This is a genomic window from Pseudomonas sp. ML2-2023-3 (genome assembly GCF_037055275.1).
Taxonomy (GTDB): domain Bacteria; phylum Pseudomonadota; class Gammaproteobacteria; order Pseudomonadales; family Pseudomonadaceae; genus Aquipseudomonas.
In genome coordinates, this window is record NZ_CP146343.1 from 2,051,783 (window position 1) to 2,078,363 (window position 26,581).

Annotated in this window: 26 protein-coding genes; 23 read left to right on the forward strand and 3 right to left on the reverse strand. The window is 57.3% G+C overall.

Annotation, left to right across the window (positions count from 1 at the left end; genetic code table 11):
• Nucleotides 1-61: 61 nt before the first annotated feature.
• Nucleotides 62-994 carry an ABC transporter ATP-binding protein gene (locus tag V6P94_RS09555; RefSeq protein ID WP_219262530.1) on the forward strand — a complete coding sequence of 311 codons (933 nt, stop codon included), beginning with the start codon at nt 62-64 and terminating at the stop codon, nt 992-994.
• Nucleotides 991-1,770, forward strand: coding sequence for an ABC transporter permease (locus V6P94_RS09560; RefSeq protein ID WP_133075689.1), 780 nt, complete (start codon nt 991-993; stop codon nt 1,768-1,770). The genes V6P94_RS09555 and V6P94_RS09560 overlap by 4 nt, the downstream gene beginning before the upstream one ends.
• A gap of 89 nt (nt 1,771-1,859) precedes the next feature.
• On the opposite strand, the gene V6P94_RS09565 is transcribed toward V6P94_RS09560, so the two are convergent.
• Complete coding sequence (locus V6P94_RS09565; RefSeq protein WP_133075688.1) at nt 1,860-2,375, reverse strand: DUF2062 domain-containing protein; 516 nt, start codon at nt 2,373-2,375, stop codon at nt 1,860-1,862.
• A 133-nt stretch (nt 2,376-2,508) separates the two neighbouring features.
• Here V6P94_RS09565 and V6P94_RS09570 point away from each other — a divergent pair, with 133 nt between their 5' ends.
• The 7 genes from V6P94_RS09570 to murB all read left to right on the forward strand — a co-directional run bounded on the left by V6P94_RS09570 (nt 2,509) and on the right by murB (nt 8,867).
• Complete coding sequence (locus tag V6P94_RS09570; RefSeq protein WP_326398313.1) at nt 2,509-4,725, forward strand: DNA internalization-related competence protein ComEC/Rec2; 2,217 nt, start codon at nt 2,509-2,511, stop codon at nt 4,723-4,725.
• Nucleotides 4,726-4,808: 83 nt separating this feature from the next.
• The gene (locus tag V6P94_RS09575; RefSeq protein WP_133075975.1) at nt 4,809-5,444 is read left to right on the forward strand and encodes a MotA/TolQ/ExbB proton channel family protein; all 636 of its coding nucleotides are present in this window, start codon (nt 4,809-4,811) and stop codon (nt 5,442-5,444) included.
• The gene (locus tag V6P94_RS09580) at nt 5,441-5,869 is read left to right on the forward strand and encodes a biopolymer transporter ExbD (RefSeq protein ID WP_326398312.1); all 429 of its coding nucleotides are present in this window, start codon (nt 5,441-5,443) and stop codon (nt 5,867-5,869) included. The genes V6P94_RS09575 and V6P94_RS09580 overlap by 4 nt, the downstream gene beginning before the upstream one ends.
• Nucleotides 5,869-6,879: a tetraacyldisaccharide 4'-kinase gene (gene lpxK / locus V6P94_RS09585; RefSeq protein WP_326398311.1), complete on the forward strand. Its 1,011-nt coding sequence runs from the start codon at nt 5,869-5,871 to the stop codon at nt 6,877-6,879. The genes V6P94_RS09580 and lpxK overlap by 1 nt, the downstream gene beginning before the upstream one ends.
• Nucleotides 6,880-6,904: 25 nt before the next feature.
• Nucleotides 6,905-7,090 (forward strand): Trm112 family protein, encoded by a 186-nt coding sequence (locus tag V6P94_RS09590; protein WP_019827923.1) that lies wholly within the window; start codon nt 6,905-6,907, stop codon nt 7,088-7,090.
• A complete protein-coding gene (gene kdsB / locus V6P94_RS09595; protein WP_133075685.1) occupies nt 7,087-7,851 on the forward strand; it encodes a 3-deoxy-manno-octulosonate cytidylyltransferase in 765 nt (254 codons plus the stop codon). The genes V6P94_RS09590 and kdsB overlap by 4 nt, the downstream gene beginning before the upstream one ends.
• Nucleotides 7,848-8,867 carry a UDP-N-acetylmuramate dehydrogenase gene (murB, locus tag V6P94_RS09600; protein ID WP_133075684.1) on the forward strand — a complete coding sequence of 340 codons (1,020 nt, stop codon included), beginning with the start codon at nt 7,848-7,850 and terminating at the stop codon, nt 8,865-8,867. Before kdsB ends, murB begins: the two co-directional genes overlap by 4 nt.
• A 79-nt stretch (nt 8,868-8,946) precedes the next feature.
• Here murB and rne read toward each other — a convergent pair whose 3' ends face one another.
• On the reverse strand, nt 8,947-12,168 hold the full coding sequence (gene rne / locus V6P94_RS09605) for a ribonuclease E (RefSeq protein ID WP_326398310.1): 3,222 nt from the start codon (nt 12,166-12,168) through the stop codon (nt 8,947-8,949).
• 721 nt (nt 12,169-12,889) lie between these two features.
• Here rne and rluC point away from each other — a divergent pair.
• Genes rluC through V6P94_RS09620 form a run of 3 tightly spaced genes read left to right on the forward strand, consistent with a single transcriptional unit; the run spans nt 12,890 to nt 15,511 of the window.
• Entirely contained in the window at nt 12,890-13,849 is a 960-nt protein-coding gene (gene rluC, locus V6P94_RS09610; protein WP_019827927.1) for a 23S rRNA pseudouridine(955/2504/2580) synthase RluC, read from the forward strand.
• Complete coding sequence (locus V6P94_RS09615; RefSeq protein ID WP_326398309.1) at nt 13,836-14,501, forward strand: HAD-IA family hydrolase; 666 nt, start codon at nt 13,836-13,838, stop codon at nt 14,499-14,501. The genes rluC and V6P94_RS09615 overlap by 14 nt, the downstream gene beginning before the upstream one ends.
• A 20-nt stretch (nt 14,502-14,521) precedes the next feature.
• Nucleotides 14,522-15,511 carry a S49 family peptidase gene (locus V6P94_RS09620; protein WP_133075681.1) on the forward strand — a complete coding sequence of 330 codons (990 nt, stop codon included), beginning with the start codon at nt 14,522-14,524 and terminating at the stop codon, nt 15,509-15,511.
• Between the two features lie 211 nt (nt 15,512-15,722).
• On the opposite strand, the gene V6P94_RS09625 is transcribed toward V6P94_RS09620, so the two are convergent.
• A complete protein-coding gene (locus V6P94_RS09625) occupies nt 15,723-16,301 on the reverse strand; it encodes a nucleoside triphosphate pyrophosphatase (protein WP_219262525.1) in 579 nt (192 codons plus the stop codon).
• Between the two features lie 105 nt (nt 16,302-16,406).
• Here V6P94_RS09625 and V6P94_RS09630 point away from each other — a divergent pair, with 105 nt between their 5' ends.
• The 11 genes from V6P94_RS09630 to V6P94_RS09680 all read left to right on the forward strand — a co-directional run bounded on the left by V6P94_RS09630 (nt 16,407) and on the right by V6P94_RS09680 (nt 26,579).
• Nucleotides 16,407-16,934: a YceD family protein gene (locus V6P94_RS09630; protein ID WP_019827935.1), complete on the forward strand. Its 528-nt coding sequence runs from the start codon at nt 16,407-16,409 to the stop codon at nt 16,932-16,934.
• 13 nt (nt 16,935-16,947) lie between these two features.
• On the forward strand, nt 16,948-17,130 hold the full coding sequence (gene rpmF, locus V6P94_RS09635; protein WP_003442519.1) for a 50S ribosomal protein L32: 183 nt from the start codon (nt 16,948-16,950) through the stop codon (nt 17,128-17,130).
• A 4-nt stretch (nt 17,131-17,134) separates the two neighbouring features.
• The gene (gene plsX, locus V6P94_RS09640) at nt 17,135-18,145 is read left to right on the forward strand and encodes a phosphate acyltransferase PlsX (protein WP_133075679.1); all 1,011 of its coding nucleotides are present in this window, start codon (nt 17,135-17,137) and stop codon (nt 18,143-18,145) included.
• 126 nt (nt 18,146-18,271) lie between these two features.
• Nucleotides 18,272-19,210 (forward strand): ACP S-malonyltransferase, encoded by a 939-nt coding sequence (fabD, locus tag V6P94_RS09645; RefSeq protein WP_326398308.1) that lies wholly within the window; start codon nt 18,272-18,274, stop codon nt 19,208-19,210.
• Nucleotides 19,211-19,226: 16 nt separating this feature from the next.
• Nucleotides 19,227-19,970, forward strand: a complete 744-nt coding sequence (gene fabG / locus V6P94_RS09650) for a 3-oxoacyl-ACP reductase FabG (RefSeq protein ID WP_133075677.1) — start codon at nt 19,227-19,229, stop codon at nt 19,968-19,970.
• A gap of 191 nt (nt 19,971-20,161) precedes the next feature.
• Nucleotides 20,162-20,398 (forward strand): acyl carrier protein, encoded by a 237-nt coding sequence (gene acpP, locus V6P94_RS09655; protein ID WP_016779952.1) that lies wholly within the window; start codon nt 20,162-20,164, stop codon nt 20,396-20,398.
• Between the two features lie 111 nt (nt 20,399-20,509).
• Nucleotides 20,510-21,754 (forward strand): beta-ketoacyl-ACP synthase II, encoded by a 1,245-nt coding sequence (gene fabF / locus V6P94_RS09660; RefSeq protein WP_133075676.1) that lies wholly within the window; start codon nt 20,510-20,512, stop codon nt 21,752-21,754.
• Entirely contained in the window at nt 21,754-22,572 is an 819-nt protein-coding gene (gene pabC / locus V6P94_RS09665; protein ID WP_326398307.1) for an aminodeoxychorismate lyase, read from the forward strand. The genes fabF and pabC overlap by 1 nt, the downstream gene beginning before the upstream one ends.
• Nucleotides 22,573-22,575: 3 nt before the next feature.
• Nucleotides 22,576-23,670, forward strand: a complete 1,095-nt coding sequence (gene mltG, locus V6P94_RS09670; protein ID WP_326398306.1) for an endolytic transglycosylase MltG — start codon at nt 22,576-22,578, stop codon at nt 23,668-23,670.
• 285 nt (nt 23,671-23,955) lie between these two features.
• On the forward strand, nt 23,956-24,591 hold the full coding sequence (gene tmk / locus V6P94_RS09675) for a dTMP kinase (protein ID WP_106117038.1): 636 nt from the start codon (nt 23,956-23,958) through the stop codon (nt 24,589-24,591).
• Nucleotides 24,592-24,599: 8 nt separating this feature from the next.
• A complete protein-coding gene (locus tag V6P94_RS09680; RefSeq protein WP_338649282.1) occupies nt 24,600-26,579 on the forward strand; it encodes a hypothetical protein in 1,980 nt (659 codons plus the stop codon).
• The last annotated feature ends 2 nt before the right edge of the window (nt 26,580-26,581 follow it).

A 26,581-nucleotide genomic window follows, 5' to 3' on the forward strand; every position in this document is an offset into this window, starting at 1 on the left:
CTACAGGTAGTTCGCCCTTACTTATACCTCCCTATTTCCCCATCTTGGTGCGTAATCCGATATGAGTTCCGCTCTGTCCATACGGCAGCTAACCAAAACCTACGGCAACGGTTTCCAGGCCCTGAGTGGTATCGATCTGGATGTTGCTGAAGGTGACTTTTTTGCCTTGCTGGGCCCTAACGGCGCCGGCAAATCCACGACCATCGGCATTCTCTCGACCTTGGTAAACAAAACCAGCGGTACGGTGAATATCTTTGGCCATGACCTTGATCGCAATCCGGCAGCCCTTAAGCGCTCGATTGGCGTGGTGCCGCAGGAGTTCAATTTCAACCAGTTTGAAAAGACCTTCGATATCGTCGTGACCCAGGCGGGTTACTACGGCATTCCGGCCAAAATCGCCAAGGAACGCGCTGAAAAGTACCTGACGCAGTTGGGGCTTTGGGATAAGCGCGACACACCTTCGCGCTCGTTGTCCGGTGGCATGAAGCGCCGCCTGATGATCGCCCGGGCCTTGGTGCACGAGCCGCGCCTGTTGATTCTCGATGAGCCTACTGCTGGCGTGGATATTGAGTTGCGTCGCTCGATGTGGAGCTTTCTCACCGAGCTGAACGAGCAGGGCACGACCATCATCCTCACCACTCACTATCTGGAGGAGGCTGAGCAGTTGTGTCGCAATATCGGGATCATCGATCACGGCACCATTGTTGAAAACACCAGCATGCGCCAGTTGCTTGGGCAACTGCATGTCGAGACCTTTTTACTCGACCTGAAGCACCCATTGCAGGCGGCCCCGAAGTTGATCGGCTATCCGAGTCAATTGCTCGACGCCAGTACGCTGGAAGTACAGGTCGACAAAGCCGTGGGTATCACCGGTCTGTTCACTCAACTGGCTGCGCAAAACATCGAAGTGGTGAGCCTGCGCAACAAAACCAATCGCCTTGAGGAGTTGTTCGTGTCGCTGGTCGAGAAAAATCTGGCAAAGGTGGCGATATGAGCTCGGAGCTGCGCCCCAATCTGATCGCGTTGAATACCATCGTTTACCGCGAAGTTCGCCGCTTCATGCGGATCTGGCCGCAGACACTACTACCGCCTGCGATCACCATGGTTCTGTACTTCGTGATCTTCGGTAATCTGATCGGTCGACAAATCGGTGATATGGGTGGTTTCACCTATATGGAGTACATCGTTCCGGGCCTGATCATGATGTCAGTGATCACCAACTCCTACGGTAACGTGGTCTCAAGCTTCTTTGGTGCCAAATTCCAACGCTCGATTGAAGAGCTGATGGTGTCACCGGTATCGCCCCACACCATTTTGATCGGCTTTACCGTGGGCGGGATTTTGCGCGGTTTGATTGTGGGCTTGATCGTGACCTTGCTGTCGCTGTTCTTCACCCAACTGCAAGTCCACCACTTGGGCCTGACCATCGTCGTCGTGGTACTGACGGCGACGATCTTCTCGTTGCTGGGGTTTATCAACGCCGTATTTGCGCGCAACTTCGACGATATTTCAATTATCCCGACTTTCGTGCTGACGCCGCTGACGTACCTGGGCGGTGTGTTTTATTCGATCACACTACTACCGCCGTTCTGGCAGAGCGTATCGCTGGCCAACCCTGTGCTGCACATGGTCAACGCATTCCGCTACGGCATTCTTGGGGTTTCGGACATCAAGATCAGCGTGGCGCTGACCTTTATGGTCGTGGCAACCATCGTGCTGTACTTCGGCTGCGCGAAGCTGCTGGTTAGCGGTCGAGGCATGCGTCAGTAGCATCCTGCCGCTGACGAGGTACGAGGCTGCGCAATGGCCGAAGGACCTTCAGTGTCAGATAATGAAAAAGGCCCCTTTTGGGGCCTTTCTTATGAGTGCTTGTTTTTGCGTCCCTTCCATTTACGGCTGACCCACCAGCGCCAATAGAGCATGGTCAGGCAGTAGGCCAGCGCCCCCAGCACCACTCCGCACACCACAGAACCCAATAGAAAGGGCTGCCATACGGTCGACAATTGGCCGCTGATCCACTCCCAGGTCAGCTCATCCGGCAGGGTGCGTGCCGGTATGTTCATCAGCCAGGCACCCGTCTTATAGGTGATGTAAAACACCGGCGGCATCGTGATCGGATTGGTCAGCCATACCAGGCCCACTGATATCGGCATATTGGCGCGCGCGTTTACCGCCAGAAAAGCTGCAAGCAGCATTTGAAACGGCATGGGGATAAAAGCTGCAAAAATCCCTACGGCCATTGCTCGGGCCACGGAGTGACGATTGAGGTGCCAGAGGTTGGGGTCATGCAGTAAGGTCCCTAAAAATCGTAAGGACTTGTGTTCCCTGATCAGGGCCGGATCTGGCATGAAACGTTTGATTAAACGCCGTGGCATGGGCCTCTCCCTAGGTCAAGGGGGCAGTATGCCCAAATTCGACAGGATGCCTATTCAGACTTTGTGACAATTTCTTAAGCGCGGGTCCCGGATAACAACTAATCCGAGTCAAAGGGATAAGTTGAGTATAGGCATGTACACAGGGATGTTTGCGTTGGCGACGGGGCTTATTGCACTGCGGTTTTTACCCGTGTTGCCGTCGCCGGGGTGGTTGCTGCTGATGTTCATGGCGGGGCTGTTGCTGTTGGCTATTCGTGCCTGGCCGGTGGGGCTTTTTGTGCTTGGGCTGACGTGGGCTTGCGTCCAGGGACAAAGGGCGCTGGATGATCGCTTGCCCGCCGCGCTCGACGGCAGGACGCTTTGGGTCGAAGGGCATGTGGTCGGATTACCGCAGCAGACTGGCAGCGTCGTACGTTTTGAATTGCAGGATGCCCGCTCGCGCCACGGCGCATTACCCACGACCATCAGGTTGAGCTGGTATGGCGGGCCGTCGGTCAAGAGTGGGGAACGCTGGCGGCTAGCGGTCAAGCTCAAGCGCCCCAAGGGTTTGCTCAATCCTCAATCGTTTGATTACCAGGCCTGGCTGCTGGCGCAACGCATCGGTGCGACGGGCGTGGTCAAGGAGGGTCAGTTACTGGCTGCGGCGAGTCATGCCTGGCGCGATGGCTTGCGTCAGCGTCTGTTGCGTATCGATGGCAATGGCCGGGAACCGTGGCTGGCGGCGCTGGTCATGGGTGACGGTTCTGGTTTGAGCCGTGATGACTGGACGCTGCTGCAGACAACCGGAACCGTGCATCTGCTGGTGATTTCGGGGCAGCACATAGGCTTGTTTGCCGGATTGATCTACGGGTTGGTCGCCTTGCTGGCGCGCTATGGCCTGTGGCCGCGCTACTTGCCGTGGCTGCCTTGGGCTTGCGGCCTGGCGTTTGCGGGGGCCACGGGATATGGCCTGCTCGCCGGTTTTGAAGTACCGGTGCAGCGCGCGTGCGTGATGCTGGGGCTGGTGCTGATCTGGCGCTTGCGGTTTCGTCATCTGGGGGTGTGGTTGCCATTCCTGCTGGCACTCAATGCGGTGCTGATTGTGGAGCTACTGGCGAGTTTGATGCCGGGGTTCTGGTTGTCGTTCAGCGCCGTGGCGGTACTGATTTTCACCTTCGGCGGTCGTCTTGGGGCCTGGGGGTGGAGGGCCGCGTGGCTGCGCCCCCACGGGCTGATCGCCCTGGGTTTGTTCCCGATGATGTGGATTCTCGGACTGCCCATCAGCCTGACGGGGCCGCTGGCCAATCTGGTTGCCGTGCCCTGGATCAGCCTTTTGGTGTTGCCGACGGCATTGCTGGGAACGCTGCTGCTGCCTGTGCCCTGGCTTGGGGAAAGCCTGCTGTGGCTGTCGGGTGGTTTGCTCGATCTGTTGATCAAGGGGCTGGCCCTGCTGGCCGATGTTTTCCCGCCCTGGCTGCCCCCGGTCGTGCCGATTTACATATGGCTGTTGAGCGCGCTTGGGGCGCTGATCCTGCTGCTGCCAGCCGGAATGGTGCTCAGACCGCTGGGGTGGCCGCTGGTACTGCTGGCTGTCTTTGTTCCCCGCGAACAGGTCCCCCACGGCGAGGTTGAGGTGCTACAGCTGGATGTCGGGCAGGGGCTGGCGATTGTCTTGCGCACCCGTAACCACACGCTTTTGTATGACGCAGGCCCCAAGGTCCGGGATTTTGATCAGGGTGAACGGGTAGTGGTGCCTGTACTGCGTTCATTGGGGGTAGGCGCGCTGGATGTCATGCTGCTGAGCCACGCCGACTCGGATCATGCGGGCGGTGCGTTGGCGGTTCAGCGGGCAATCCGCGTCGCACGGGTGTTTGGCGGCGATGTGGCGGGGTTGCCAGAACCGTTGCGGGCGCAGCCGTGTACGAGCGGGGAGGGTTGGGAGTGGGACGGCGTGAAATTCTCACTCTGGCAGTGGCCGGGGGCGAGCAATAGCAATCAGAAGTCCTGCGTACTGCAGGTGCAAGCACGGGACGAACGGCTACTGTTGACGGGGGATATTGATACCCATGCCGAGCGGGCATTGCTGCAAAGTCCGCTGGCCGTTCCTGTCCGCTGGTTGCAATCGCCCCATCACGGCAGCAAGACGTCGTCGTCGATGGCTTTTCTCAAGGCGCTGGCGCCTGAAAACGTGCTGATTTCCCGTGGGCACGGTAACAATTTTGGTCACCCGCACCCGCAGGTCATGTCGCGTTATCAAGCCTTGGGGGTGCAGGTGTGGGATAGCGCCGAGCAAGGGGCTGTGTGGTTTCGTTTGGGGGCGTCGGCAAAGGTTGAGAGCATGGGTGGCCAGCGTCGGTTCTGGCGCGATTGATAGTGCTTGCGCAGGCGTTGGCCCCACAAGGTTAAGGGCAATCCTGTGGTAGAGTGGCGCACTTTTTCGAGGGGATTGTCACTGTGTGGGAACTGGTCAAATCAGGTGGCTGGATGATGCTGCCGATCATTCTGAGCTCTGTTGCCGCGCTGGGCATTATTGTCGAGCGTCTGTGGACCCTGCGTGCCAGTCGCGTAACCCCGGAACATTTGCTCGGGCAGGTCTGGGTCTGGATCAAAGACAAGCAGATGGACAAGGAAAAACTCAAGTTGCTGCGCGCCGACTCGCCGCTGGGTGAAATCCTGGCCGCGGGTCTGGCCAACTCCAGGCATGGTCGCGAGATCATGAAAGAGTGCATCGAAGAGGCCGCTGCACGAGTGATTCACGAGCTAGAGCGGTATCTCAATGCGCTGGGTACGATTGCGGCAATGGCCCCGTTGCTGGGCCTGCTGGGTACCGTACTGGGCATGATCGATATTTTCAGCGCCTTCATGGGGACGGGCATGACGACCAATGCTGCCGTGCTTGCAGGCGGTATTTCCAAAGCACTGATCACTACCGCCGCCGGTCTGATGGTGGGTATTCCGGCAGTCTTCTTCCATCGCTTCCTGCAACGTCGTGTCGACGAGCTGGTGGTCGGGATGGAGCAGGAAGCGATCAAGCTGGTTGAGGTGATACAAGGCGACCGTGAAGTCGATATGGTCGGGAGCAAAGCGTGAAATTTCGCCGCAAGCCTCGGGAAACGGTTGATATCAACCTCGCGTCATTGATTGACGTGGTGTTTATCCTGCTGCTGTTTTTTGTCGTGACCACGACCTTTACCCGCGAAACCCAGTTGCGCGTTGATCTGCCAGAGGCTGTCAGCGGTTCGCCCAGCGAGGATCAAGGCGCCAGGCAACTGGACATCGCCATCAGCGCGGACGGAGTGTTTTCGGTGAACAACCAGTTGTTGCCGAAGAATGATCTGGCGAGCCTGATGGAGGCTCTGCAGAAAGAGTCTGGCGGCGATACCCGCTTGCCGCTGTCGATCAGCGCCGATGGCAAAACCCAACACCAGGCGGTCATCACCGCAATGGATGCGGCCGGGAAACTCGGTTTCAGCCATTTGCGCATGACGACTGTCGAGGCGCAGGCGGCGCCCTGATGGCCATGTCCGATCGCTTGTTGCGCGCCTGGTATGCCGGGCATCCGCTGCTGACCCTTTTGCGCCCGCTGGAGTGCCTTTACCGTCGAGTGGTTGAGCGCAAGCGGGCGCGTTTTGTGGCAGAGGAAGGCGAGATTTATCGTGCGCCGGTACCGTTGATTGTCGTGGGGAACATCACCGTGGGCGGTACCGGCAAAACGCCTTTGATCCTGTGGCTGATTGCGCATTGCCAGCAGCATGGCCTGCGGGTCGGCGTGGTCAGTCGTGGCTATGGCGCTTCCCCCCCTCAATTTCCGTGGCGCGTGAACGCTGATCAAAGTGCCGCGCAGGCGGGGGATGAGCCTTTGCTGATTGTGCAGCGCACCGGCGTACCCTTGATGATCGATCCGGATCGCAGTCGTGCGGTCAGGGCCCTGCTGGCCAGCGAGCAGTTGGACCTGATTCTGTCCGATGACGGCATGCAGCATTACCGCCTGGCCCGGGATCTTGAGCTGGTCCTGATCGACAATGCCAGAGGCCTGGGTAACGGTCGCTGCCTGCCTGCCGGGCCGCTGCGTGAGCCGGCTGAACGGCTGCAGAGTGTCGACGCGGTGCTGTATAACGGCGCTGCCAGCGACCCTCAGGGCGGTTTTGCCTTTCAGTTGCAGCCCACTGCGTTGGTCAATTTGATCAGCGGTGAGCGTCAGGCGCTGGACTATTTTCCTGCTGAACAAGCGCTGCATGCGGTCGCCGGGATCGGCAATCCGCAGCGTTTCTTCACGACCCTTGAAACGCTACACTGGCGACCAATTGCCCATGCTTTTGCCGATCACGCGCCCTACAGCGCCGAGGTGCTGAATTTTACGCCGCCCTTACCCGTGGTCATGACTGAAAAGGATGCGGTGAAGTGCCGTGACTTTGCGTCACCCGACTGGTGGTATCTGGCCGTTGACGCAGTACCCTCAGAGGCCTTTGTCCTGTGGTTTGATCAACAGTTGCTGGGTCTTTTGCCCGATCGTCTTTTGACTTGATCCATCTTTATCCAGGGGAACCCTAATGGACACCAAATTGCTCGATATCCTTGCTTGCCCTGTTTGCAAAGGCCCGCTCAAGCTCAGCGCCGACAAGACCGAGCTGATCAGCAAGGGCGCAGGTCTGGCCTACCCGATCCGCGATGGCATTCCAGTGATGCTGGAAACCGAAGCCCGTACCCTTTCTGCTGATGAGCGTCTGGATAAATGATTCCGGTTTTTACAGTCGTTATTCCGTCGCGCTTTGCCTCAACCCGTTTGCCAGGCAAGCCGCTGCAAATGATTGCCGGCAAGCCAATGGTCCAGCACGTCTGGGAGCAGGCCTGTAAAAGCAGCGCGCAGCGTGTGGTGGTTGCCACTGACGATGCGCGTATTGTCGACGCCTGCAAGGCGTTCGGCGCCGAGGTGCTGTTGACCCGTGCCGACCACGAGTCAGGCACCGACCGTCTGGCCGAAGTTGCCACGCAACTGGGTTTGGCCAGTGACGCCATCGTGGTCAATGTTCAGGGCGACGAACCCATGATCCCGCCACAGGTGATCGATCAGGTTGCCGTCAACCTGGCCGCCCACAGTGAGGCGAGCATGGCGACCCTGGCCGAGGCGATCGATGATGTCGAGACGCTGTTCAATCCCAATGTGGTCAAGGTCGTCAGTGACATCAACGGGCTGGCGCTGACATTCAGCCGGGCCACGTTGCCGTGGGCGCGGGATGACTTCGCCCTGCACCCTGACACCTTGCCGGCGGGCGTACCTTATCGCCGCCACATTGGCATCTACGCCTATCGTGCAGGCTTCCTGCATGACTTCGTGAGCTGGGGCCCTTGCTGGCTCGAAAATACCGAGCGCCTTGAGCAGCTTCGGGCGCTGTGGCATGGCGTGCGCATTCACGTGGCTGATGTGCTTGAAGCTCCGCCAGCCGGCGTTGATACCGTTGAAGACCTTGAACGCGTTCGGCGTTTGCTGGAGTCATGAGTTTGGACGTGCAGGTCAATGCGTCGCTTAAACCGTTCAACAGCTTTGGCGTTGATGTTAAGGCCAGCCTGTTTGCGCAAGCCCACAGCGATGCCGATGTGCGTGAGGCGTTACTGTGCGCGGTTGAGCACCAGTTGCCGTTGCTGGTCATTGGTGGCGGCAGTAATTTGCTGCTGACCGGTGATGTTTCAGCGCTGGTTTTGCGCATGGCCAGTCGCGGCATCCGTTTGCTGGCGGATGACGGCGACCGGGTTGTTGTCGAGGCCGAGGCGGGGGAGGTATGGCATGCCTTTGTGCTGTGGACTCTGGAACAGGGTTTGTCGGGGCTTGAAAACCTCAGCCTGATCCCCGGCACCGTTGGGGCTGCCCCGATGCAGAATATTGGCGCCTACGGCGTCGAGATCAAGGATGTCTTCGCCGGGCTTACGGCCCTTGATCGACAGACTGGCGAGTTGCGTGAATTCAGCCTTGCAGAGTGCAACTTCGCCTACCGCGACAGTCTCTTCAAGCAGCAGGCCGGGCGTTGGTTGATTCTGCGGGTGCGGTTTGCCCTGAGTCGTGCCACACGTCTGCATCTGGAATACGGCCCTGTACGTCAACGTCTTACCGAGCAGGGCATTGATCAGCCGACGGCCAGCGACGTCAGTCGGGCGATCAGCAGTATTCGCAGCGAAAAGCTGCCAGACCCGGCGGTGCTGGGCAATGCCGGCAGTTTTTTCAAAAACCCGTTGGTATCGGCTGTCCAGGCTGATGAGTTGCGCCTGGCTCACCCGGGGTTAATTGGCTATCCGCAAGCGGATGGCCAGGTAAAGCTGGCGGCAGGCTGGTTGATTGAAGCGGCGGGCTGGAAAGGCTTCCGGGAAGCCGACGCAGGCGTGCACCGTTTGCAGTCGCTGGTGCTGGTCAATCATGGTTCGGCCACCGGCCTGGAGTTACTGGCACTGGCGCAGCGCATTCAGGCCGATATCCTGCAGCGCTTTGCCGTAGAGCTGGAGATGGAACCCAACGTTTACTGACGTATCAACCGGTTATCTAACTCCATAAAAAAAGCCCCGCCAGTTCAGAACTGGCGGGGCTTTTTAGTGGCCTTTGGAATTAGGCGAGAGGTTTAGACTCGTGTTCCTGTTCCTGGGCTACGGCTTCGCTTGCAGGTGCATGAGCTGCTGCAGCGGCGGCTGCAGCAGCCTCTTCACGCTTGCGACGACGGACTTCGCGCGGGTCGTTAGGAGCACGACCGTTGCTTGGAGCGCTGACAACCGGAGCTGCAATCACGACTTCAACCACTTCAGACGCCACAACAACTTCAGCTTCAACTGGAGCCGGCTGTGCGGTGACTACGGTCTCGACTACGGCTTCAACCGCTACCACTTCAGGGGTGGCTGGTTCTGCTGCAGGCGCTGCTTGAACAACGGCAGGCTCGGCAACTGGCTCGCGAACAACGCGGACTTCCTTGGCAGGCTCCGGTGCTTTTTCGAAAGCAGGTGCTTCGACTGCTGGCGTCTCAACGACCGGGGTTTGCGCCACGACTTCGACTACAGGCTCTGGAGCCGCTACAACTGGCTCGGCAACAGCCTGGACTTCAGGGTGTGCTTCTTGAGCCGGTGCAACTTCAACTTCCGGTGCCTTGATCGCTTCGATCGGCGTTACGGCTTCGACAACCGGTGCTTCTGCAACTGGAGTTTCAATAACGGTTGCTTCTACAGCGGCGGTGGCTTCAACCACTGGAGCTGGAGCGGCAGGTGCTTCTACAACAGCCACTTCCTGCGCAGCTTCAACGGCAACCACGGTTTCAGCCGGGGCCGATTCCTGGGTTGCTTCAGTCGCACGCTCTGCCTGTTGGTGAGCCTGGGCCTCAGCGGGGGCGCTGATTACCGAGCTGGCAACGGCTTCTGTTACGGCCAGGCCGGCAGCGATTTCAAGGGTGGTAGCAGGAGCGTTTTGGGCGTTGCCTTCTTCGCTGTTCTCTTCCGAGCCTTCAATCACGTTGCCGTTTGCATCACGCTGACGTTCACGACGGTTGCTGCGACGACGCTGACCACGGGAGCGGCGACGTGGACGATCGCCTTCGGCGTTGTCCTGTGTCTCGTCCTGGGATTGCTCTTCGCTGGACAGCACTTCTTCGTCTTCAGCAGCAGCCACAACTTGCTCTTCACGTGGAGCGCGTTCTTCGCGAGGGGCGCGAGGCTGGCGTTCTTCACGAGGCGGGCGAGCCGGGCGTTCTTCGGCTACGACTGCAGCTGCGGCGCCGGCAACGACAGCAGGCGCTGCGTCCAGAGGTTCACGCAGTTCGCGTACGCGCTCTTCACGGCCTTCGCCACGAGGTTTGCGGTCTTCACGCGGTGCGCGTGGGGCGCGCTCTTCACGAGGTGGACGCGGTGCGCGCTCTTCGCGAGGTGCTTGAGCAACAACCGGAGTTTCTTCGCGGGATGTACGTTCTTCACGTGGTTCGCGAGCAGCACGCTCTTCACGTGGCTTGCGTTCTTCGTCACGACGACCGTTGCGGTTACGGCTTTGCTGGCGGCCGTTGCGACGCTCTTCGTTGCGTGCAGGGCGCTCAGGGGTGGCTGGCTTCTCTACCACGGTCGGAGCAACAGGCTCTTCCTTGGAGGCGAACAGGCTCACCAATGACTTGACCAGGCCTTTGAACAGGCTTGGCTCGGAGATGGTTGCCGCGGGTGCAGGTGCGGCCGGGGCAGCGACGACTTCGGCAGGAACCGGAGCCGAGGTGCGTGGCGGTGCAGTTTTAACCGCGGCTTCCTGGCGAACCAGAGTGCGGGTAGCTGCAGCAGGCTGGACTTCTTCCACTTCAGCGGCAGCGGCAGCAATTTCATAGCTGGACTGGTTGGTGTGGGCTTCCGGGCTGTCATCACGCAGGCGCTGAACTTCGAAGTGCGGCGTTTCGAGGTGGTCGTTCGGCAGGATGACGATGCGGGCACGGGTACGCAGTTCGATCTTGGTGATCGAGTTGCGTTTTTCGTTGAGCAGGAATGCAGCAACCGGGATTGGCACCTGGGCGCGTACTTCGGCAGTACGGTCTTTCAGGGCTTCTTCTTCGATCAGGCGCAGGATGGCCAGCGACAGCGACTCAACGTCACGGATGATGCCGGTGCCGTTGCAGCGTGGGCAGACGATGCCGCTGCTTTCGCCCAGGGATGGACGCAGGCGCTGACGGGACATTTCCAGCAAGCCGAAGCGCGAGATACGGCCGACTTGTACGCGGGCACGGTCTGCTTCCAGGCATTCGCGGACTTTTTCTTCCACGGCGCGCTGGTTTTTGGCTGGGGTCATGTCGATGAAGTCGATGACGATCAGGCCGCCGATGTCGCGCAAGCGCAACTGACGGGCGATTTCTTCAGCCGCTTCAAGGTTGGTTTGCAGCGCGGTTTCTTCGATATCGCTACCTTTGGTGGCGCGGGCCGAGTTGATGTCGATGGACACCAGGGCTTCGGTCGGGTCGATAACGATGGAGCCGCCGGAAGGCAGTTCAACGACACGCTGGAAGGCGGTCTCGATCTGGCTTTCGATCTGGAAACGATTGAACAGCGGAACGCTGTCTTCGTAGAGTTTGATTTTGCTGGCGTACTGCGGCATCACCTGGCGAATGAAGGTCAGGGCTTCGTCCTGGGCTTCAACGCTGTCGATCAGTACTTCGCCGATGTCCTGGCGCAGGTAATCACGGATAGCGCGGATGATCACGTTGCTTTCCTGGTAGATCAGGAATGGCGCGGAGCGATCCAGCGAGGCTTCTTTAATGGCAGTCCACAGTTGCAGCAGGTAGTCGAGGTCCCACTGCATTTCTTCGCTGCTGCGGCCCAGGCCGGCAGTACGTACGATCAGACCCATGTCGGCAGGGGCAATCAGGCCGTTAAGCGCTTCACGCAGTTCGTTGCGCTCTTCGCCTTCAATGCGACGGGAGATACCACCGGCACGCGGGTTGTTCGGCATCAGAACCAGGTAACGGCCGGCGAGGCTGATGAAGGTGGTCAGGGCTGCGCCCTTGTTGCCACGTTCTTCTTTCTCGACCTGCACGATAACTTCCTGGCCTTCGCTCAGGACGTCCTTGATGTTTACGCGGCCTTCGGGAGCCTTCTTGAAGTACTCGCGGGAGATTTCCTTGAGGGGCAGGAAGCCGTGGCGCTCGGAGCCGAAATCGACAAAGGCAGCCTCAAGGCTTGGTTCGATGCGAGTAATACGGCCTTTGTAGATGTTGGCTTTCTTCTGCTCGCGTGCACCCGACTCGATGTCCAGGTCGTAGAGGCGTTGGCCATCTACCAGTGCAACGCGCAACTCTTCAGGTTGAGTTGCGTTAATCAGCATTCTTTTCATGTTGTACCGTCGGTTTCCGGGCTACCGGAAACGGCGTTCGGCACACACGACTTCTCATGGTCGGTGTCAGGTGCGTCAGGAGTTGTTGGCCACTCCTGTGTACAGCGAGGTTCGAACCTTGGGGTCGAAGTCGCGACTTACGCTTCCTGCTTGCTGTGGTGCTAAAGCACCTCTTAAGCAAAAGTCTGGTCAGGAGGAGGAATCAACCGGCGGCTGTGGACGAGATGAAGCGTCTTGATAAAGCCTATTGCTACACAGTCCGGCGGTTGTGCGTCTCCACCCTACACGTATCCCTGATAATTCGGGTGCTGCCGCGCGCAGAATCCGCAGCGGGTTGGCATTTACCGTGTTCTCCAAAAGGGGAGTTCACGCATCATGGCTAATAAAGGCAATGTTTCTGAAGCTTTCGCCCGAAATTCCCGAAGCTGACTGCACTTTGTGAACTGGCCGTGAATATCGGCGTAGAAGGGGAGTTTGCACTCTGCTTTCCAGGCTCGCTTCAGGCCTCATGTCACCTGCGCTTGTTACAACTCCAGGTCTTGCGTGTGTAGCGAAAGCCCCGTGGGACGGCCTCGCGTCCTTGTTAAGAGCGTTGGTCAGGGCCGGTGATACACCGTTAATCCTCTGTCCAGGCCGCTTTTGGCGGCGTTCGCGACTATAGCAGCAATGATTAAGTGCTTCAATTCCATAAAAAATTGTTATCATCGGCGCCATGACGACGACTACCCCCCCGACCCCCAGCGTCCAGCTGCTTGAGGTCTCGCCGGAATATGCCGGCCAACGCATCGACAATTTCCTGCTTGCTCGACTCAAGGGTGTTCCCAAGACCTTGATTTACCGCATTTTGCGTAAAGGCGAAGTGCGCGTGAACAAGGGCCGGATCAAGCCCGAGTACAAGCTGCAGGCGGGCGACATCGTGCGCGTGCCGCCGGTTCGCGTGCCTGAGCGCGACGAGCCTGTGCCTGTGGCTCAAGGTTTGTTGTTGCGCCTTGAGGCGGCGATTGTCTATGAAGACAAGGCGCTGATTGTCTTGAACAAGCCGGCAGGCATCGCCGTGCATGGCGGCAGCGGTTTGACCTTTGGCGTGATCGAAGCCTTTCGTCAGATGCGTCCTGACGTCAAGGAATTGGAATTGGTGCACCGCCTGGACCGTGACACGTCCGGCCTGTTGATGATTGCCAAAAAACGCAGCATGTTGCGCCATCTTCACGAGGCGCTTCGCGGCGACGGTATCGACAAACGTTACATGGCGCTGGTGCGCGGCAACTGGGCGGCTTCGATCAAGCAGGTGCGTGCGCCGCTGATGAAGAGCAACTTGCGTTCGGGTGAGCGCATGGTTGAAGTCAACGAAGAAGGCAAAGAGTCCGTCACCGTGTTCAAGGTGCTGCGCCGCTTCGGTGATTTTGCAACCATGGTCGAGGCTCGTCCGATCACCGGCCGTACTCACCAGATTCGCGTGCATACCCTGCATGCGGGCCACTGCATTGCCGGTGATACCAAGTACGGCGATGAAGGCTTCTCCAAGGAGATCCGTGATCTGGGCGGCAAACGGTTGTTTCTGCATGCCTACATGCTGACTGTGCCGATGCCCGATGGCGGTGAGATGAAATTCCAGGCCCCGGTAGATGAAATGTGGGCCAAGACCGTGGAGCGACTGAGTGTCCCCTACTGACTACAAGCTGCTGATTTTTGACTGGGACGGCACGTTGGCCGACTCCATTGGTCGGATTGTTACTGCAATGCAGGTTGCAGCGCAGCGAGCGGGTCGCCCTGAGCGCGATGCGCCAGCAGTCAAGGGGATTATCGGGTTGGGCCTGCCCGAGGCGATTCTGACGCTCTATCCCGACATGACGCCAGGGCAGGTGATTGCATTTCGTCAGCACTATGCTGATGTCTACATCGCCATGGATGCCGAGCCTTCGCCGTTGTTCGCCGGGGTCAGGGAGTCGCTTGAGGTGTTCCGTGAGCAGGGCTATCGCCTGGCGGTTGCTACGGGCAAGGCGCGTCGCGGGCTGGATCGTGTGCTCAAAGCCCATGGGTGGGAAGATTTTTTCGATATCACCCGTGCAGCAGATGAGGCTGCAAGCAAACCCGATCCCTTGATGCTCAATCAGATTCTGGCCCATTGCGATGTGCGCCCGGATCAGGCGTTGATGGTGGGTGATGCTTCCTTTGATTTGTTGATGGCGCGCAACGCGGGTATCGACTCTGTTGCGGTAGGCTATGGTGCTCAGTCAATGGAGCGCTTGCTGGCGTTTGAGCCTCGGTTGGCGATTGACAGTTTTCCCGAGTTGCGCGCCTGGCTGGATCGTCAGGTTAATTAAAGTCTTTGCTGGGGTAGTGCATGGTTGATCAATGGAAAGCGCCCTCTGCGGCTGAGTCGACTGTCGGTGATGCAAAAAGCTGGCAACTGCTGGAAAAAACCTTGTTGGCGGGTATTCAGGAGCAGCGCCGTTCGCGCCGCTGGGGGATTTTCTTCAAGGTCCTGATGTTCTGTTACCTCATTGCGGTGTTGCTGCTGTTTACCCCGCTGCTGAGCATGGAGCGAAGTGCGGTGGGCGGTTCGAGCTATACCGCGTTGATCGATGTGCGCGGCCCGATTGCAGATAAAGAGCCTGCCAGTGCCGATAACCTGGTTACCAGTCTGCAGGCTGCATTCGATGATCCAAGGGTCAAGGGTGTGGTATTGCGCATCAACAGTCCGGGCGGCAGTCCGGTGCAGTCGGGTTATGTCTACGATGAGATTCGTCGTTTGCGCGGTTTGCATCCCGACACCAAGGTGTATGCGGTGATTTCCGATTTGGGAGCTTCCGGTGCCTATTACATTGCCAGTGCTGCTGACGAGATTTACGCCGACAAGGCCAGTCTTGTCGGGTCGATTGGCGTGACGGCGGCGGGCTTTGGCTTTGTCGGGGCGATGGACAAGCTGGGGATTCAGCGTCGTGCGTACACTTCGGGTGACCACAAGGCGTTCCTGGATCCGTTTGAGCCGGAAAAACCGGACGAAACCAAGTTCTGGCAGGGTGTTCTGAATGTGACTCACCAGCAGTTCATTGATAGCGTCAAGCAGGGGCGTGGTGATCGCCTGAAAGACAAGGAGCATCCTGAGTTGTTCTCGGGGTTGGTCTGGACCGGTCAGCAGGCGCTGCCTCTGGGGTTGATTGACGGGCTGGGCAATACCAGTTCGGTTGCCCGTGATGTGATCGGTGCAAAGGATCTGGTGGATTTCACTGTCCAGGAGTCGGCTTTCGATCGCTTCTCGAAAAAGCTCGGTGCCAGCGTGGCTGAGCAATTGGCGATGTGGATGGGCTTTCAGGGGCCAACACTGCGCTGATTGCTCTCTCTGCTTACAAGAAACGGCCTTCGGGTCGTTTTTTTTGTGTGTGGTGTTGAGCGTTCTGTAGTCGCTGCCGAGGAACGAAGGCTGCGATCGAGCGCGAAGCGTTCGCAAAATGGAGCGCCCGAATATGTCAGGTTCTACGCCCGCTTCGCGGCCGATCGCAGTCTTCGTTCCTCGGCAGCGACTACAGAGTATTGCGGCTTATTCAGGGCAGGTGTACGCCTTCTGCAAGCAGCATGTCCACCAGGCGTATCAGTGGCAAGCCGACCAGGCTGGTGGCGTCATCGCCTTCTGTGCGTTGAAACAGGGTCACACCAAGGCCTTCGGCTTTAAAGCTGCCAGCGCAGTCGTAGGGCTGTTCTGCGAGCAGATAGCGTTCGATCTGTTCGGCACTTAGCGTGCGCATGTGCACGGTGAAGGGAATGCAATCGGTCTGGTGGTGGCCCGTCTGGCTGTTGAGCAGGGTCAGGCCGGTCAGGAAGCTCACGCTGGCACCGCTGGCGCTCATCAGTTGTTGGCGGGCCTTGTCGTGGGTGTGGGGTTTGCCGATGATCTGTCCGTCGAGCACGGCGACCTGGTCGGAGCCAATGATCAGGTGGTTTGGATGGCTGTTGGCGAGTGCTCGTGCCTTTTCCAGGGATAGGCGCTTGACCAGTTCAATGGCGGTCTCGCCGGGGCGGTGGCTTTCGTCAATGTCGGGTGAGCTGCAGCTGAAAGGCAGGCGCAGGCGAGTCAGTAATTCGCGGCGGTAAACCGAGCTTGAAGCGAGTAATAAAGGTAGCATGCGCGGCTCCTGTGGGTGGTTGGCGATTCTAGCGGGCGTACGGGATGTCGCACAGGCACAATTTCCTTTGACAGGTGGAGGGGTCGTCCCTAGAATGCTGCGCCTATGTTGAATGACCCGATTCCACCTCACGTTGACCCGCGCAAATTAGCTGATCGTGGCACTACCCTTCAAGGTGAAGTGCTGCTGGCTGATTTGGAGAGACTCTGCGACCCGCTTTCCGACAATGTCGGTACGGTCCAGGCTAAATTTGTTTTTGAGCGAGACGAGCGAAGATCTGTGGTAATACACAGCTCCATCGACGTTGAGGTCAAGATGGTTTGCCAGCGTTGTCTTGAGCTGGTCACCCTGCCGATTCACAGCGAGTGCAGTTATGCTGTGGTGAAGGAGGGTGCAAATACCCAGTCGTTACCGAAAGGTTATGACGTGCTGGAACTGGGCGAAGATCCATTGGATCTGCAGTCACTGATCGAGGAAGAGCTTTTGCTTGCCTTGCCCATTGTGCCTGCTCATCATCCGGAAGAATGCCAGCAGCCGGCGGGTCTCGATGAGCCCGAGCCAGGCGAGGACGAGGTAACGCGGTCCAACCCGTTCAGTGTATTGGCGCAGTTAAAGCGTGACCCAAACGTTTAGGAGTTAATTAATTATGGCTGTTCAGCAGAACAAAAAATCCCGCTCTGCCCGTGACATGCGTCGTTCGCACGATGCTCTTTCGGCTAGCACTCTGTCCGTAGAAAAAACCACCGGTGAAATTCACCTGCGTCACCACGTATCGCCAGAAGGCGTATACCGTGGTCGTAAAGTGATCGACAAGGGCGCTGACGAGTAATCACTTGTCCGCTCAGGTCATCGCGATCGACGCAATGGGCGGGGACTTCGGTCCCCGCAGCATTGTTCAGGCCTGCATTGCCTGCCTGTCTGCAACTCCCTCGTTACACCTGACCCTCGTCGGTCAACCCTCCATACTTGAAACCTTGATCGCTGGCCATTCGGCTGTGGATCGCTCGCGCCTGACGATTACCCCTGCTTCTGAAGTGATTGCCATGAATGAGCGGCCTTCCAATGCCCTGCGCAGCAAGCCTGACTCTTCCATGCGTGTGGCGCTGGAGTTGCTCCGTGATGGCAAGGTGCAAGCCTGTGTCAGTTCCGGCAATACCGGCGCATTGATGGCGTTGTCCCGTCATGTGCTCAAGACCTTGCCGGGGATCGATCGTCCGGCGATGGTGGCGGCGGTGCCGACCCAGACGGGCTACTGTCAGTTGCTGGACTTGGGCGCGAATGTCGATTGCACGGCCGGGCAGTTGTTCCAGTTTGCAGTCATGGGGTCGGTGGCGGCGCAGGCGCTGGGTGTGCTTCGTCCACGGGTTGCCTTGCTCAATATCGGCACCGAAGACGTCAAGGGCAATCAGCAGGTCAAAGAGGCGGCTGCGTTGTTGCAGGCGGCGTCCGGGCTGCACTACATCGGCTTTGTCGAGGGTGATGGTGTGTACCGTGGCGAGGCTGACGTGGTGGTGTGTGACGGGTTTGTCGGCAATATCATGCTCAAGTCCAGCGAAGGTCTTGCGACCATGATTTCGAGCAGGCTTGAGGCGGTGTTCAGGCGTAACCTGTTCAGTCGCTGTGTAGGTGCGCTGGCGTTGCCGTTGATGCGGCGCCTGCAGGCCGACCTGGCGCCCGCGCGTCATAACGGTGCGAGCTTTCTCGGGCTTCAGGGGATTGTGATCAAGAGTCACGGTTCGGCAGGTGCTCAGGGCTTTCAGAGTGCGATAGAGCGCGCATTGATTGAAATCCATGAAGACCTGCCAAAGCGTTTGTATGGGCGCCTTGAAGGGTTGTTGCCGTAGGCGTTTTGCCGGGCTGATGCTTAAATGTGACCGCTCGGTCCAATCAGCCATCCAACTGTCAGTTTCTTGCGTCCACTACGGTAGGACGTCAATTCTCCGACGACAAGATCATTAGGGGCTTGTTACATGTCTACATCCCTCGCATTTGTCTTTCCAGGGCAGGGTTCGCAGTCCCTCGGCATGTTGGCCGAGCTGGGCGCGGAGCATCCGCTGGTCCTGGAAACATTTAAAGAAGCTTCCGCTGCTCTGGGTTACGACCTGTGGGCGCTGATCCAGGAAGGTCCTGCAGAGAAGCTGAATCAAACCGATATTACCCAGCCTGCCATTCTGGCCTCCTCGATTGCCCTGTGGCGCCTGTGGCTGGCCGAAGGCGGCAAGCGCCCTGACTTTGTTGCAGGCCATAGCCTGGGCGAGTACAGCGCGTTGGTTGCTGCCGAATGCCTGACATTGGCTGAGGCGGTCAAACTGGTTGAGCGTCGCGGTCAACTGATGCAAGAAGCCGTACCGGCCGGCCAGGGTGCCATGGCAGCAATCCTGGGCCTGGAAGATGCTGACGTGCTGGCGGCCTGTGCCGAAGCGGCGCAAGGTGAAGTGGTCAGCGCAGTGAACTTCAACTCGCCGGGCCAGGTCGTGATCGCTGGCGCCAAGGCTGCTGTTGAGCGCGCCATGGAGCTGTGCAAGGCCAAAGGCGCCAAGCGTGCATTGCCGTTGCCGGTGAGCGTGCCTTCGCACTGCGAGCTGATGCGTCCTGCCGCTGAGCGTTTTGCCGAGTCCATCGAGGCGATCGACTGGAAAATGCCGACCATTGCCTTGGTGCAGAACGTCAGTGCCGCTGTTGCAGCCGATTTGCCAACCCTCAAGCGCGACTTGCTCGAACAGTTGTACAAGCCAGTGCGCTGGGTTGAGTCGGTACAGGTGCTTGCGGCTGGCGGCCCGGTTGATCTGGTTGAGTGCGGTCCGGGCAAGGTCCTGGTAGGCATCAGCAAGCGTTGCGCTGAAGGCGTGACGACCCACAATTTGAATACCCCGGATGCCTTCGCCGCTGCGCGATTGGCTCTGGTCTGAATCAGGAGAAGCCTGCATGAGCTTGCAAGGTAAAGTTGCACTGGTAACAGGCGCAAGCCGTGGCATTGGCCAGGCTATCGCATTGGAGTTGGGTCGTCAGGGCGCCGTGGTCATCGGCACTGCGACTTCGCAAGCCGGTGCCGAGCGTATTGCTGCCACCCTGAAAGAAAACGGTGTTCAGGGCACTGGCATGGAACTCAATGTCACCAGCAGCGAATCGGTTGCTGCGGTGCTGGCGAGCATCCAGGAGCAGTTCGGTGCTCCGGCGATTCTGGTCAATAATGCCGGTATCACCCGCGATAACCTGATGATGCGCATGAAAGATGACGAATGGCATGACGTTATCGATACCAACCTGAACAGTCTGTATCGCCTGTCCAAGGGGGTTTTGCGTGGCATGACCAAGGCCCGTTGGGGACGAATTATCAATATTGGCTCTGTTGTGGGTGCCATGGGCAACGCAGGCCAAGTAAACTACGCCGCCGCCAAGGCAGGCCTTGAAGGTTTCGGTCGTGCGCTGGCACGTGAAGTGGGCTCGCGCTCGATCACTGTCAACTCGGTGGCTCCGGGCTTTATCGATACCGATATGACCCGTGAATTGCCAGAGGCACAGCGCGAAGCCTTGCAGACGCAGATTCCGCTGGGCCGTTTGGGCCAGGCTCAAGAGATCGCAAACGTGGTCGCTTTCCTGGCATCTGACGGTGCAGCCTACGTGACAGGGGCTACAATCCCGGTCAACGGCGGGATGTACATGAGTTAAATGTGACGGATTGCTTCAAAAAAATGTCATACGAGCTGTCTAAAATCCGTTATAAAGCTGCAATCTATTTATAGGCAGCCGGTTGTTGCGGTGTGAGTGCAAAGCTTTCAGTTGAAAAACTGAAAAGGCTTTCGATACACTTGCCCACTGGCCAGCTGCCTGAATTTGTCCATTAGGAGTGAAAACAAGGTATGAGCACCATCGAAGAGCGCGTCAAGAAAATCGTTGCCGAGCAACTGGGCGTTAAAGAAGAAGAAGTGACCAATGCCGCTTCCTTCGTTGAAGACCTGGGTGCCGACTCCCTTGACACCGTTGAGCTTGTGATGGCTCTGGAAGAGGAATTCGAGACTGAGATTCCTGACGAAGAAGCTGAAAAGATCACTACTGTACAAGCCGCTATCGATTACGTTACTAGCCACCAGGCGTAATAGTTTGTAATCGTTGCTCGCTGTCATGGAAAAACCGCACTGCCGCTCTGGCGTGCGGTTTTTTCTTTAGGCGTGATGCAAAGTGTCGTCAATAGAATAAAGGAGAGTGCTGTGTCGCGTAGACGCGTCGTAGTCACCGGTATGGGGATGTTGTCGCCACTGGGTGCGGATGTTCCGAGCACCTGGCAAGGCATTCTGGCAGGCCGAAGTGGCATTGGTCTGATCGAACACACGGATCTTTCTGCCTATTCCACCCGTTTTGGCGGCTCGGTACAGGGCTTTAACGTTGAGGATTACCTCTCCGTCAAAGAAGCCCGAAAACTTGACCTGTTTATTCAATACGGTTTGGCAGCTGGGTTTCAGGCTGTGCGTAATTCCGGCCTTGAAGTTACCGACGCCAATCGTGAGCGCATCGGTGTGGCAATGGGTTCGGGTATTGGCGGTCTGACCAATATCGAAGAAACCAGCCGTACCTTGCACGAGCAAGGCCCGCGACGGATTTCTCCGTTTTTCGTGCCCGGTTCGATCATCAACATGATTTCCGGTTTTCTGTCTATCCATCTGGGTACACAGGGGCCTAACTATGCCATCGCGACTGCCTGTACCACTGGTACGCATTGCATTGGCATGGCAGCTCGCAACATTGCTTACGGCGAAGCCGACGTGATGATTGCCGGCGGCGCCGAAATGGCCGCCTGCGGCCTGGGTATGGGCGGCTTTGGTGCCTCCCGTGCGTTGTCGACCCGCAACGACGATCCAACCCGTGCCAGCCGTCCGTGGGACAAAGGCCGTGATGGATTTGTATTGTCTGACGGTGCCGGTGCGCTGGTGCTCGAAGAGCTTGAACATGCCAAGGCGCGTGGTGCGACCATCTACGCCGAGCTGATCGGTTTTGGGATGAGCGGTGACGCTTTCCACATGACCTCGCCTCCGGCCGATGGTGCAGGTGCGGCCCGCTGCATTACCAATGCCCTGCGTGACGCCCAGCTGAACGCTGATCAAGTGCAGTACATCAACGCCCACGGCACCTCGACCCCTGCTGGCGATCTGGCAGAAGTGTCGGCGATCAAGTCGGTGTTTGGTGATCACGCCTACAAACTGGCGGTGAGTTCGACCAAGTCCATGACCGGTCACCTGTTGGGTGCAGCGGGCGCGGTCGAGGCGATTTTCAGCGTACTGGCCATCAACAGCCAGATTGCCCCGCCGACCATCAACCTCGACGAGCCTGATGAAGGCTGCGATCTGGACTTCGTGCCGCACACCGCGCGTGAAATGCCGATCGACGTGGTGCTGTCCAACTCATTCGGTTTTGGCGGCACAAACGGTTCGTTGGTGTTCCGTCGGTACGCCGACTGATGCAAAGCTGGGTCGACGGTCAGCCGGCGAACGCTCTTGCGTCGCTCAAAGACCGTGGGCTGGCCTATGGTGATGGTCTGTTTGAGACCATCGCCGTCAAGGCTGGCACACCGCTGCTGCTGGAACTGCATATGCAGCGTCTGGCGCTCGGTTGTTCCCGGCTGGCGATTGTTGCGGATCAGACATTGATCCGCAGCGAATTGCTGGCATATGCGCAAGCGATGGGCGAGGGCGTCCTCAAACTCATCCTGACCCGTGGCGATAGTCAGCGTGGTTATGGCGCGTCCACCGGGGCTTTGCCTCGACGAATTCTTCAGGCCAGTCCGGCTGCTGCTTATCCCCAAGCGTACGCGCTGCAAGGGATAGCGCTGTTTGATTGCGCCACCCGTCTGGCTGAACAGCCGTTATTGGCGGGGCTCAAGCATCTCAATCGACTCGAACAGGTCATTGCGCGATCCGAATGGCAAGACCCGGCCTACGCCGAGGGCTTGATGCGCGACACGTCGGGACGGGTGATTGAAGGTGTGTTCAGCAATCTGTTCATGGTGCGTGACGGGGTTCTGATGACCGCCGACCTGCACCGGTGTGGCGTGGCCGGCGTGATGCGGGCTGCACTGCTGGTCGAGGCCGAACGCCTGGCCATTCCTTGTCTGGTTACTGACATCAGCCTTGCGCAGCTGCAACAGGCCGATGAACTCTTCCTCTGTAACAGCGTGTATGGCGTTTGGCCCGTGCGCGCATTTGCAGACCTGAGCTGGCCGGTGGGGCCACTCACCCGTAAACTGCAAGGCATTGCTCGCACCCTACTGGATGTTTGATTCGTGAAACGTAAATTCTTGGTGCTGCTGGAGACAGGTCTGGTGCTGGCGGGCTTGCTGCTGGGCGCTAGCGCCTGGAAGCTCAATTCTGCGCTCGACCAACCGCTCAATCTGACGCAGGAACAATTGCTCGATGTACCGGCTGGCGCCACGCCGACCGGTACGTTCAATCGTCTGGAAGCTGACGACACGCTGCGTGACGCGTTCTGGTTGCGCGTGTACTGGCGCTTCAACCTTGAAGGCCAGCCGTTGCACAGCGGTGAATACCGCATGACCCCGGGCATGACCGCCCAGGACCTTATTGGTCTGTGGCAGCGTGGCGAAGTGGTGCAATACAGCCTGACCCTGGTTGAAGGCTGGAATTTTCGCCAGGTGCGCAGCGCTCTGGCCAAGCATGAAAAAATCGAACAGACCCTCGATGGCCTGAGCGATAGCGAAGTCATGGCCAAGCTGGGTCATGCCGGGGAATTTCCGGAAGGTCGATTCTTTCCAGACACCTATCGCTTTGTGCGCGGCATGACCGATGCCCAGTTGCTGGAAAAAGCCTACGACCGTCTTGAGAAAGTGCTTGCCCAGGAGTGGGAGCAGCGTGATCCGAGCGTGCCTTATGCCAACCCTTATCAGGCGCTGATCATGGCGTCACTGGTGGAGAAGGAAACCGGTGTGCCACAGGAGCGCGGGCAAATTGCCGGGGTTTTTGTGCGCCGGATGAAAATCGGCATGCCGCTGCAAACCGATCCTACGGTGATCTATGGGCTGGGCGAGCGTTACAACGGCAAGCTGACACGGGCCCACTTGCGCGAACCCACGCCGTACAACACCTATACGATTCCTGGCTTGCCGCCTACGCCCATCGCCATGGTGGGGCGTGAAGCGATTAATGCCGCCTTGCACCCGGTCAGTGGCTCCAGCCTGTACTTTGTGGCCAAGGGCGATGGTAGCCACACGTTTTCCGATGACCTGGATGCGCACAACAATGCGGTGCGCGAATTCCAGATCAAGCGCAGGGCCGATTACCGTTCGAGCCCCGCGCCGACCCCTGCTGCCGAGCCGGAGAGTCCCCCGGCCGAGCCGCAAGGCCCGAAAGACACTGATTAAGGATTGCTGCCTGTGACTGGCTTGTTTATTACCCTGGAAGGCCCCGAAGGCGCATTATATTACCTTTCGCTTATGTGTAAACCGATCTCAGTAAATGCCCCTTACAAATAATGTAAACCGGCTAGCCTTATCTTTCAGGCTTAAAAGCCAAATCCCTTCCAGGCCCATATGTGAGGAGAGGGTGAGCCAGCTCAGTGGATACGTGGTGCCTTGACGAATACATTTTCTTCTACCACGCTGTAAACCAACCCCACCCATCAACCTACTAGGTAGCAGGAAAAGCAAATGGCAAAAGGTTGCCTAATCGTGTGCGACGGAAATAACGGGGCGGGGAAGTCTTCGGTTATCCGTGCAATTGAAGAACACTTGATTTCTCTAAATCACCAGGTGGTTGTAACTCGTGAACCTGGTGGTACTCGGGTTGGTGAAAAGATTCGAGGGGTAGTACTCGACCCTGAAACCCCCGAGCTCTGCGACACCACTGAGCTCTTGCTGTTCGCAGCTGCTCGCGCTCAGCATTTAAAGGAGAAAATCATCCCTGCGATTGAAGCTGGAATGATTGTGATCTGTGATCGCTTCACGCCTGCCACCATAGCTTTCCAGCACTATGGTAGGGGTATCCCCCTAAGCTTGGTTCAGAGTATCAATAGCTTCGCGCTTGAAGGGTTTGCGCCCGACCTCAACATCATTTTGGACGTAGATCCAGATGTCGGTATGAGGAGGGTAGCGTCACGAGGTGAAGGGCTTGATCGCATGGAGATGCAGCAACGTGAATTTTTGATGAGAGCGCGTGATGGGTTCCTGCGCCAAGCAGAACAGTCGCCCGAAACATTTGTTGTTGTTGATGCTTCCCAGCCGTTTGAAGTTGTGAGTAGCGAAGTGCTCGCGGTTGTTGATAGCTTGCTGGCAAAAGCTGCGTAGGTTTTCTCATGCGATACTTATCTATGTATCGCAGCGAGACAACTTCTACCGCTACTGATCGGACAGTAATCGCCTCAAATTATCTAGAGAGGAAGGATTTCGACTTATCCATACCGTTGCATGGCGGTTTGCATTATGTATTTGTGCGTGGCGTGAAAATGGCTGCATACACTAAAGGTTATGAGCTTCGCAGGGCAATTAATGCGTTCCTTGATTTTGCGTCGGAATACAATCGGGTTGTAATTCCCGCGCTGCGAATTGAATCTCTCAATGATATAGGCGTTGAAGAATACGCTGTTTTTGAAGAGTACCTACGTAGAAATGATGAGCGGATATATTTGGCGATTAAGCTTCGCTCCGCCTTGAAACTCATAGCTCGGAATTTCGATGATGGCATGCCCCAGCTAAAACTTCGTAGAATTGAAGAGCCTATATCCACTCCCTCTGAGCCATTGAGCGATCAAGCAGATCAAGATTTTTTTAAGGTTATGCGTAATAAAGTTGATTTGTTAAGGGAGAAGTTGCGCATAAGAGAACAGATCAGAACTGCCCTGCCATACGATAAGTGGGAGGTCTGGTCGATCTGCAGTGAACTCTATCAGGCGAAGCCTAGTCGGCCTTCTCAATGGGAAATTGACCCATTACGCGCCGCTGCTACACTACAGCACGAGGGCTATCCTTTTTTTATTAATAAGTTTCACTTTTCTGCTTATGCCGCTGATGCGAGAGGGGCTTACTTGAGTCCTACTGGTAGAGAACCCCTAGAATTTGTGCTGTCGTGCTGCATTTATTTAGGGTTTTTGAGGCATAGAGCACCGAACTGTATCTCATTGACTGGGTTGTTCAATTTGATGTATCCAACTTCGCAGGATCAAGCGACGCTGGTTATGTTTATTCAGAGGCAATTAGGGTGGAATAAAGAGTCAGTTCTAGCTTTAGACAAAGACGACTTTGTTCACCCTATCTCTGAGCTGGCAAGTGATGACTCAGTGCTGCTGGTTTCTCAAAAGGTTAAATCGCAAGGGCAGGGTGAATTTTACATCAAAGCCAAAGCGGTACTGGCAACTAGTAGTCGCTCTGACCCTTATTCGGGTTACAATCTAATTCAGCTAGCAAGCGATCTCTCTGAAGTCTGTCATAGGGATTTGCGTCATGATCACACTGTCGGTGCTGATGATGTACGACTTCGCTCGCCCTTTCTATTTCTTGGGGAACCTCATCTGCCCTGGAGTCCTTCGGAGAGAATTTACTCTTTTGATGATATGGGAATGTGGAAAGTTGGGGTTAAAAACTTTCTTGAGGATGCGAAACTCGTAGACAATGGAACCCAGTTGGTCAATCCTGCCGACATTCAGCATCGATTGCGAGTGACGTCCATTCAAAATAATAAAAAGGCTCATAACCAACCTTTGGCACTTACAGCCTTAATCTATGGGCACTCTGACCTTACCACCACAGATACCCACTACGACAGTTCGGTGTACGCAATGGTGGATCGCAGGAAACGCTTTCATTCATTCCAGCAACTGTTCATTGAAAAAAGCCAGAGCGGTCAGTTCAAAGGCTTCATGGCGAACAGCGCATCGGCTAAGGTTGAGCTGCCTCGTTTCAGAATCTTTACAATCATTGGACATGAGCGGGCGCTATGGGCTTGTATGGACTCTAGCAAGCCTTCATACCCAGGAAGCACGTCATTGGCAGCAGACGAGCGTTGCACACGACTAGACAAATGCAATGGGTGTGATCAGTGGTGCGTTCTGGAGGACTCATTGCCTTTTTTGATGGAGCGGGAAGCGATGCTGGCGCTTCAGATTGAAAGGGATCCTCTCGCGTATCCTGGGTATTCAACTGAGCTTCAGGTACATCAGCATATTCTCAACACTTGGGGTAACAGTACAGCGTTGGAAGCGGCCAAGGACTATAGGAGTAACTATGACGCGCTATTGCCATTCGATCTGAAGTCTCTCGTAGCTTATCTTGAGGATTGACC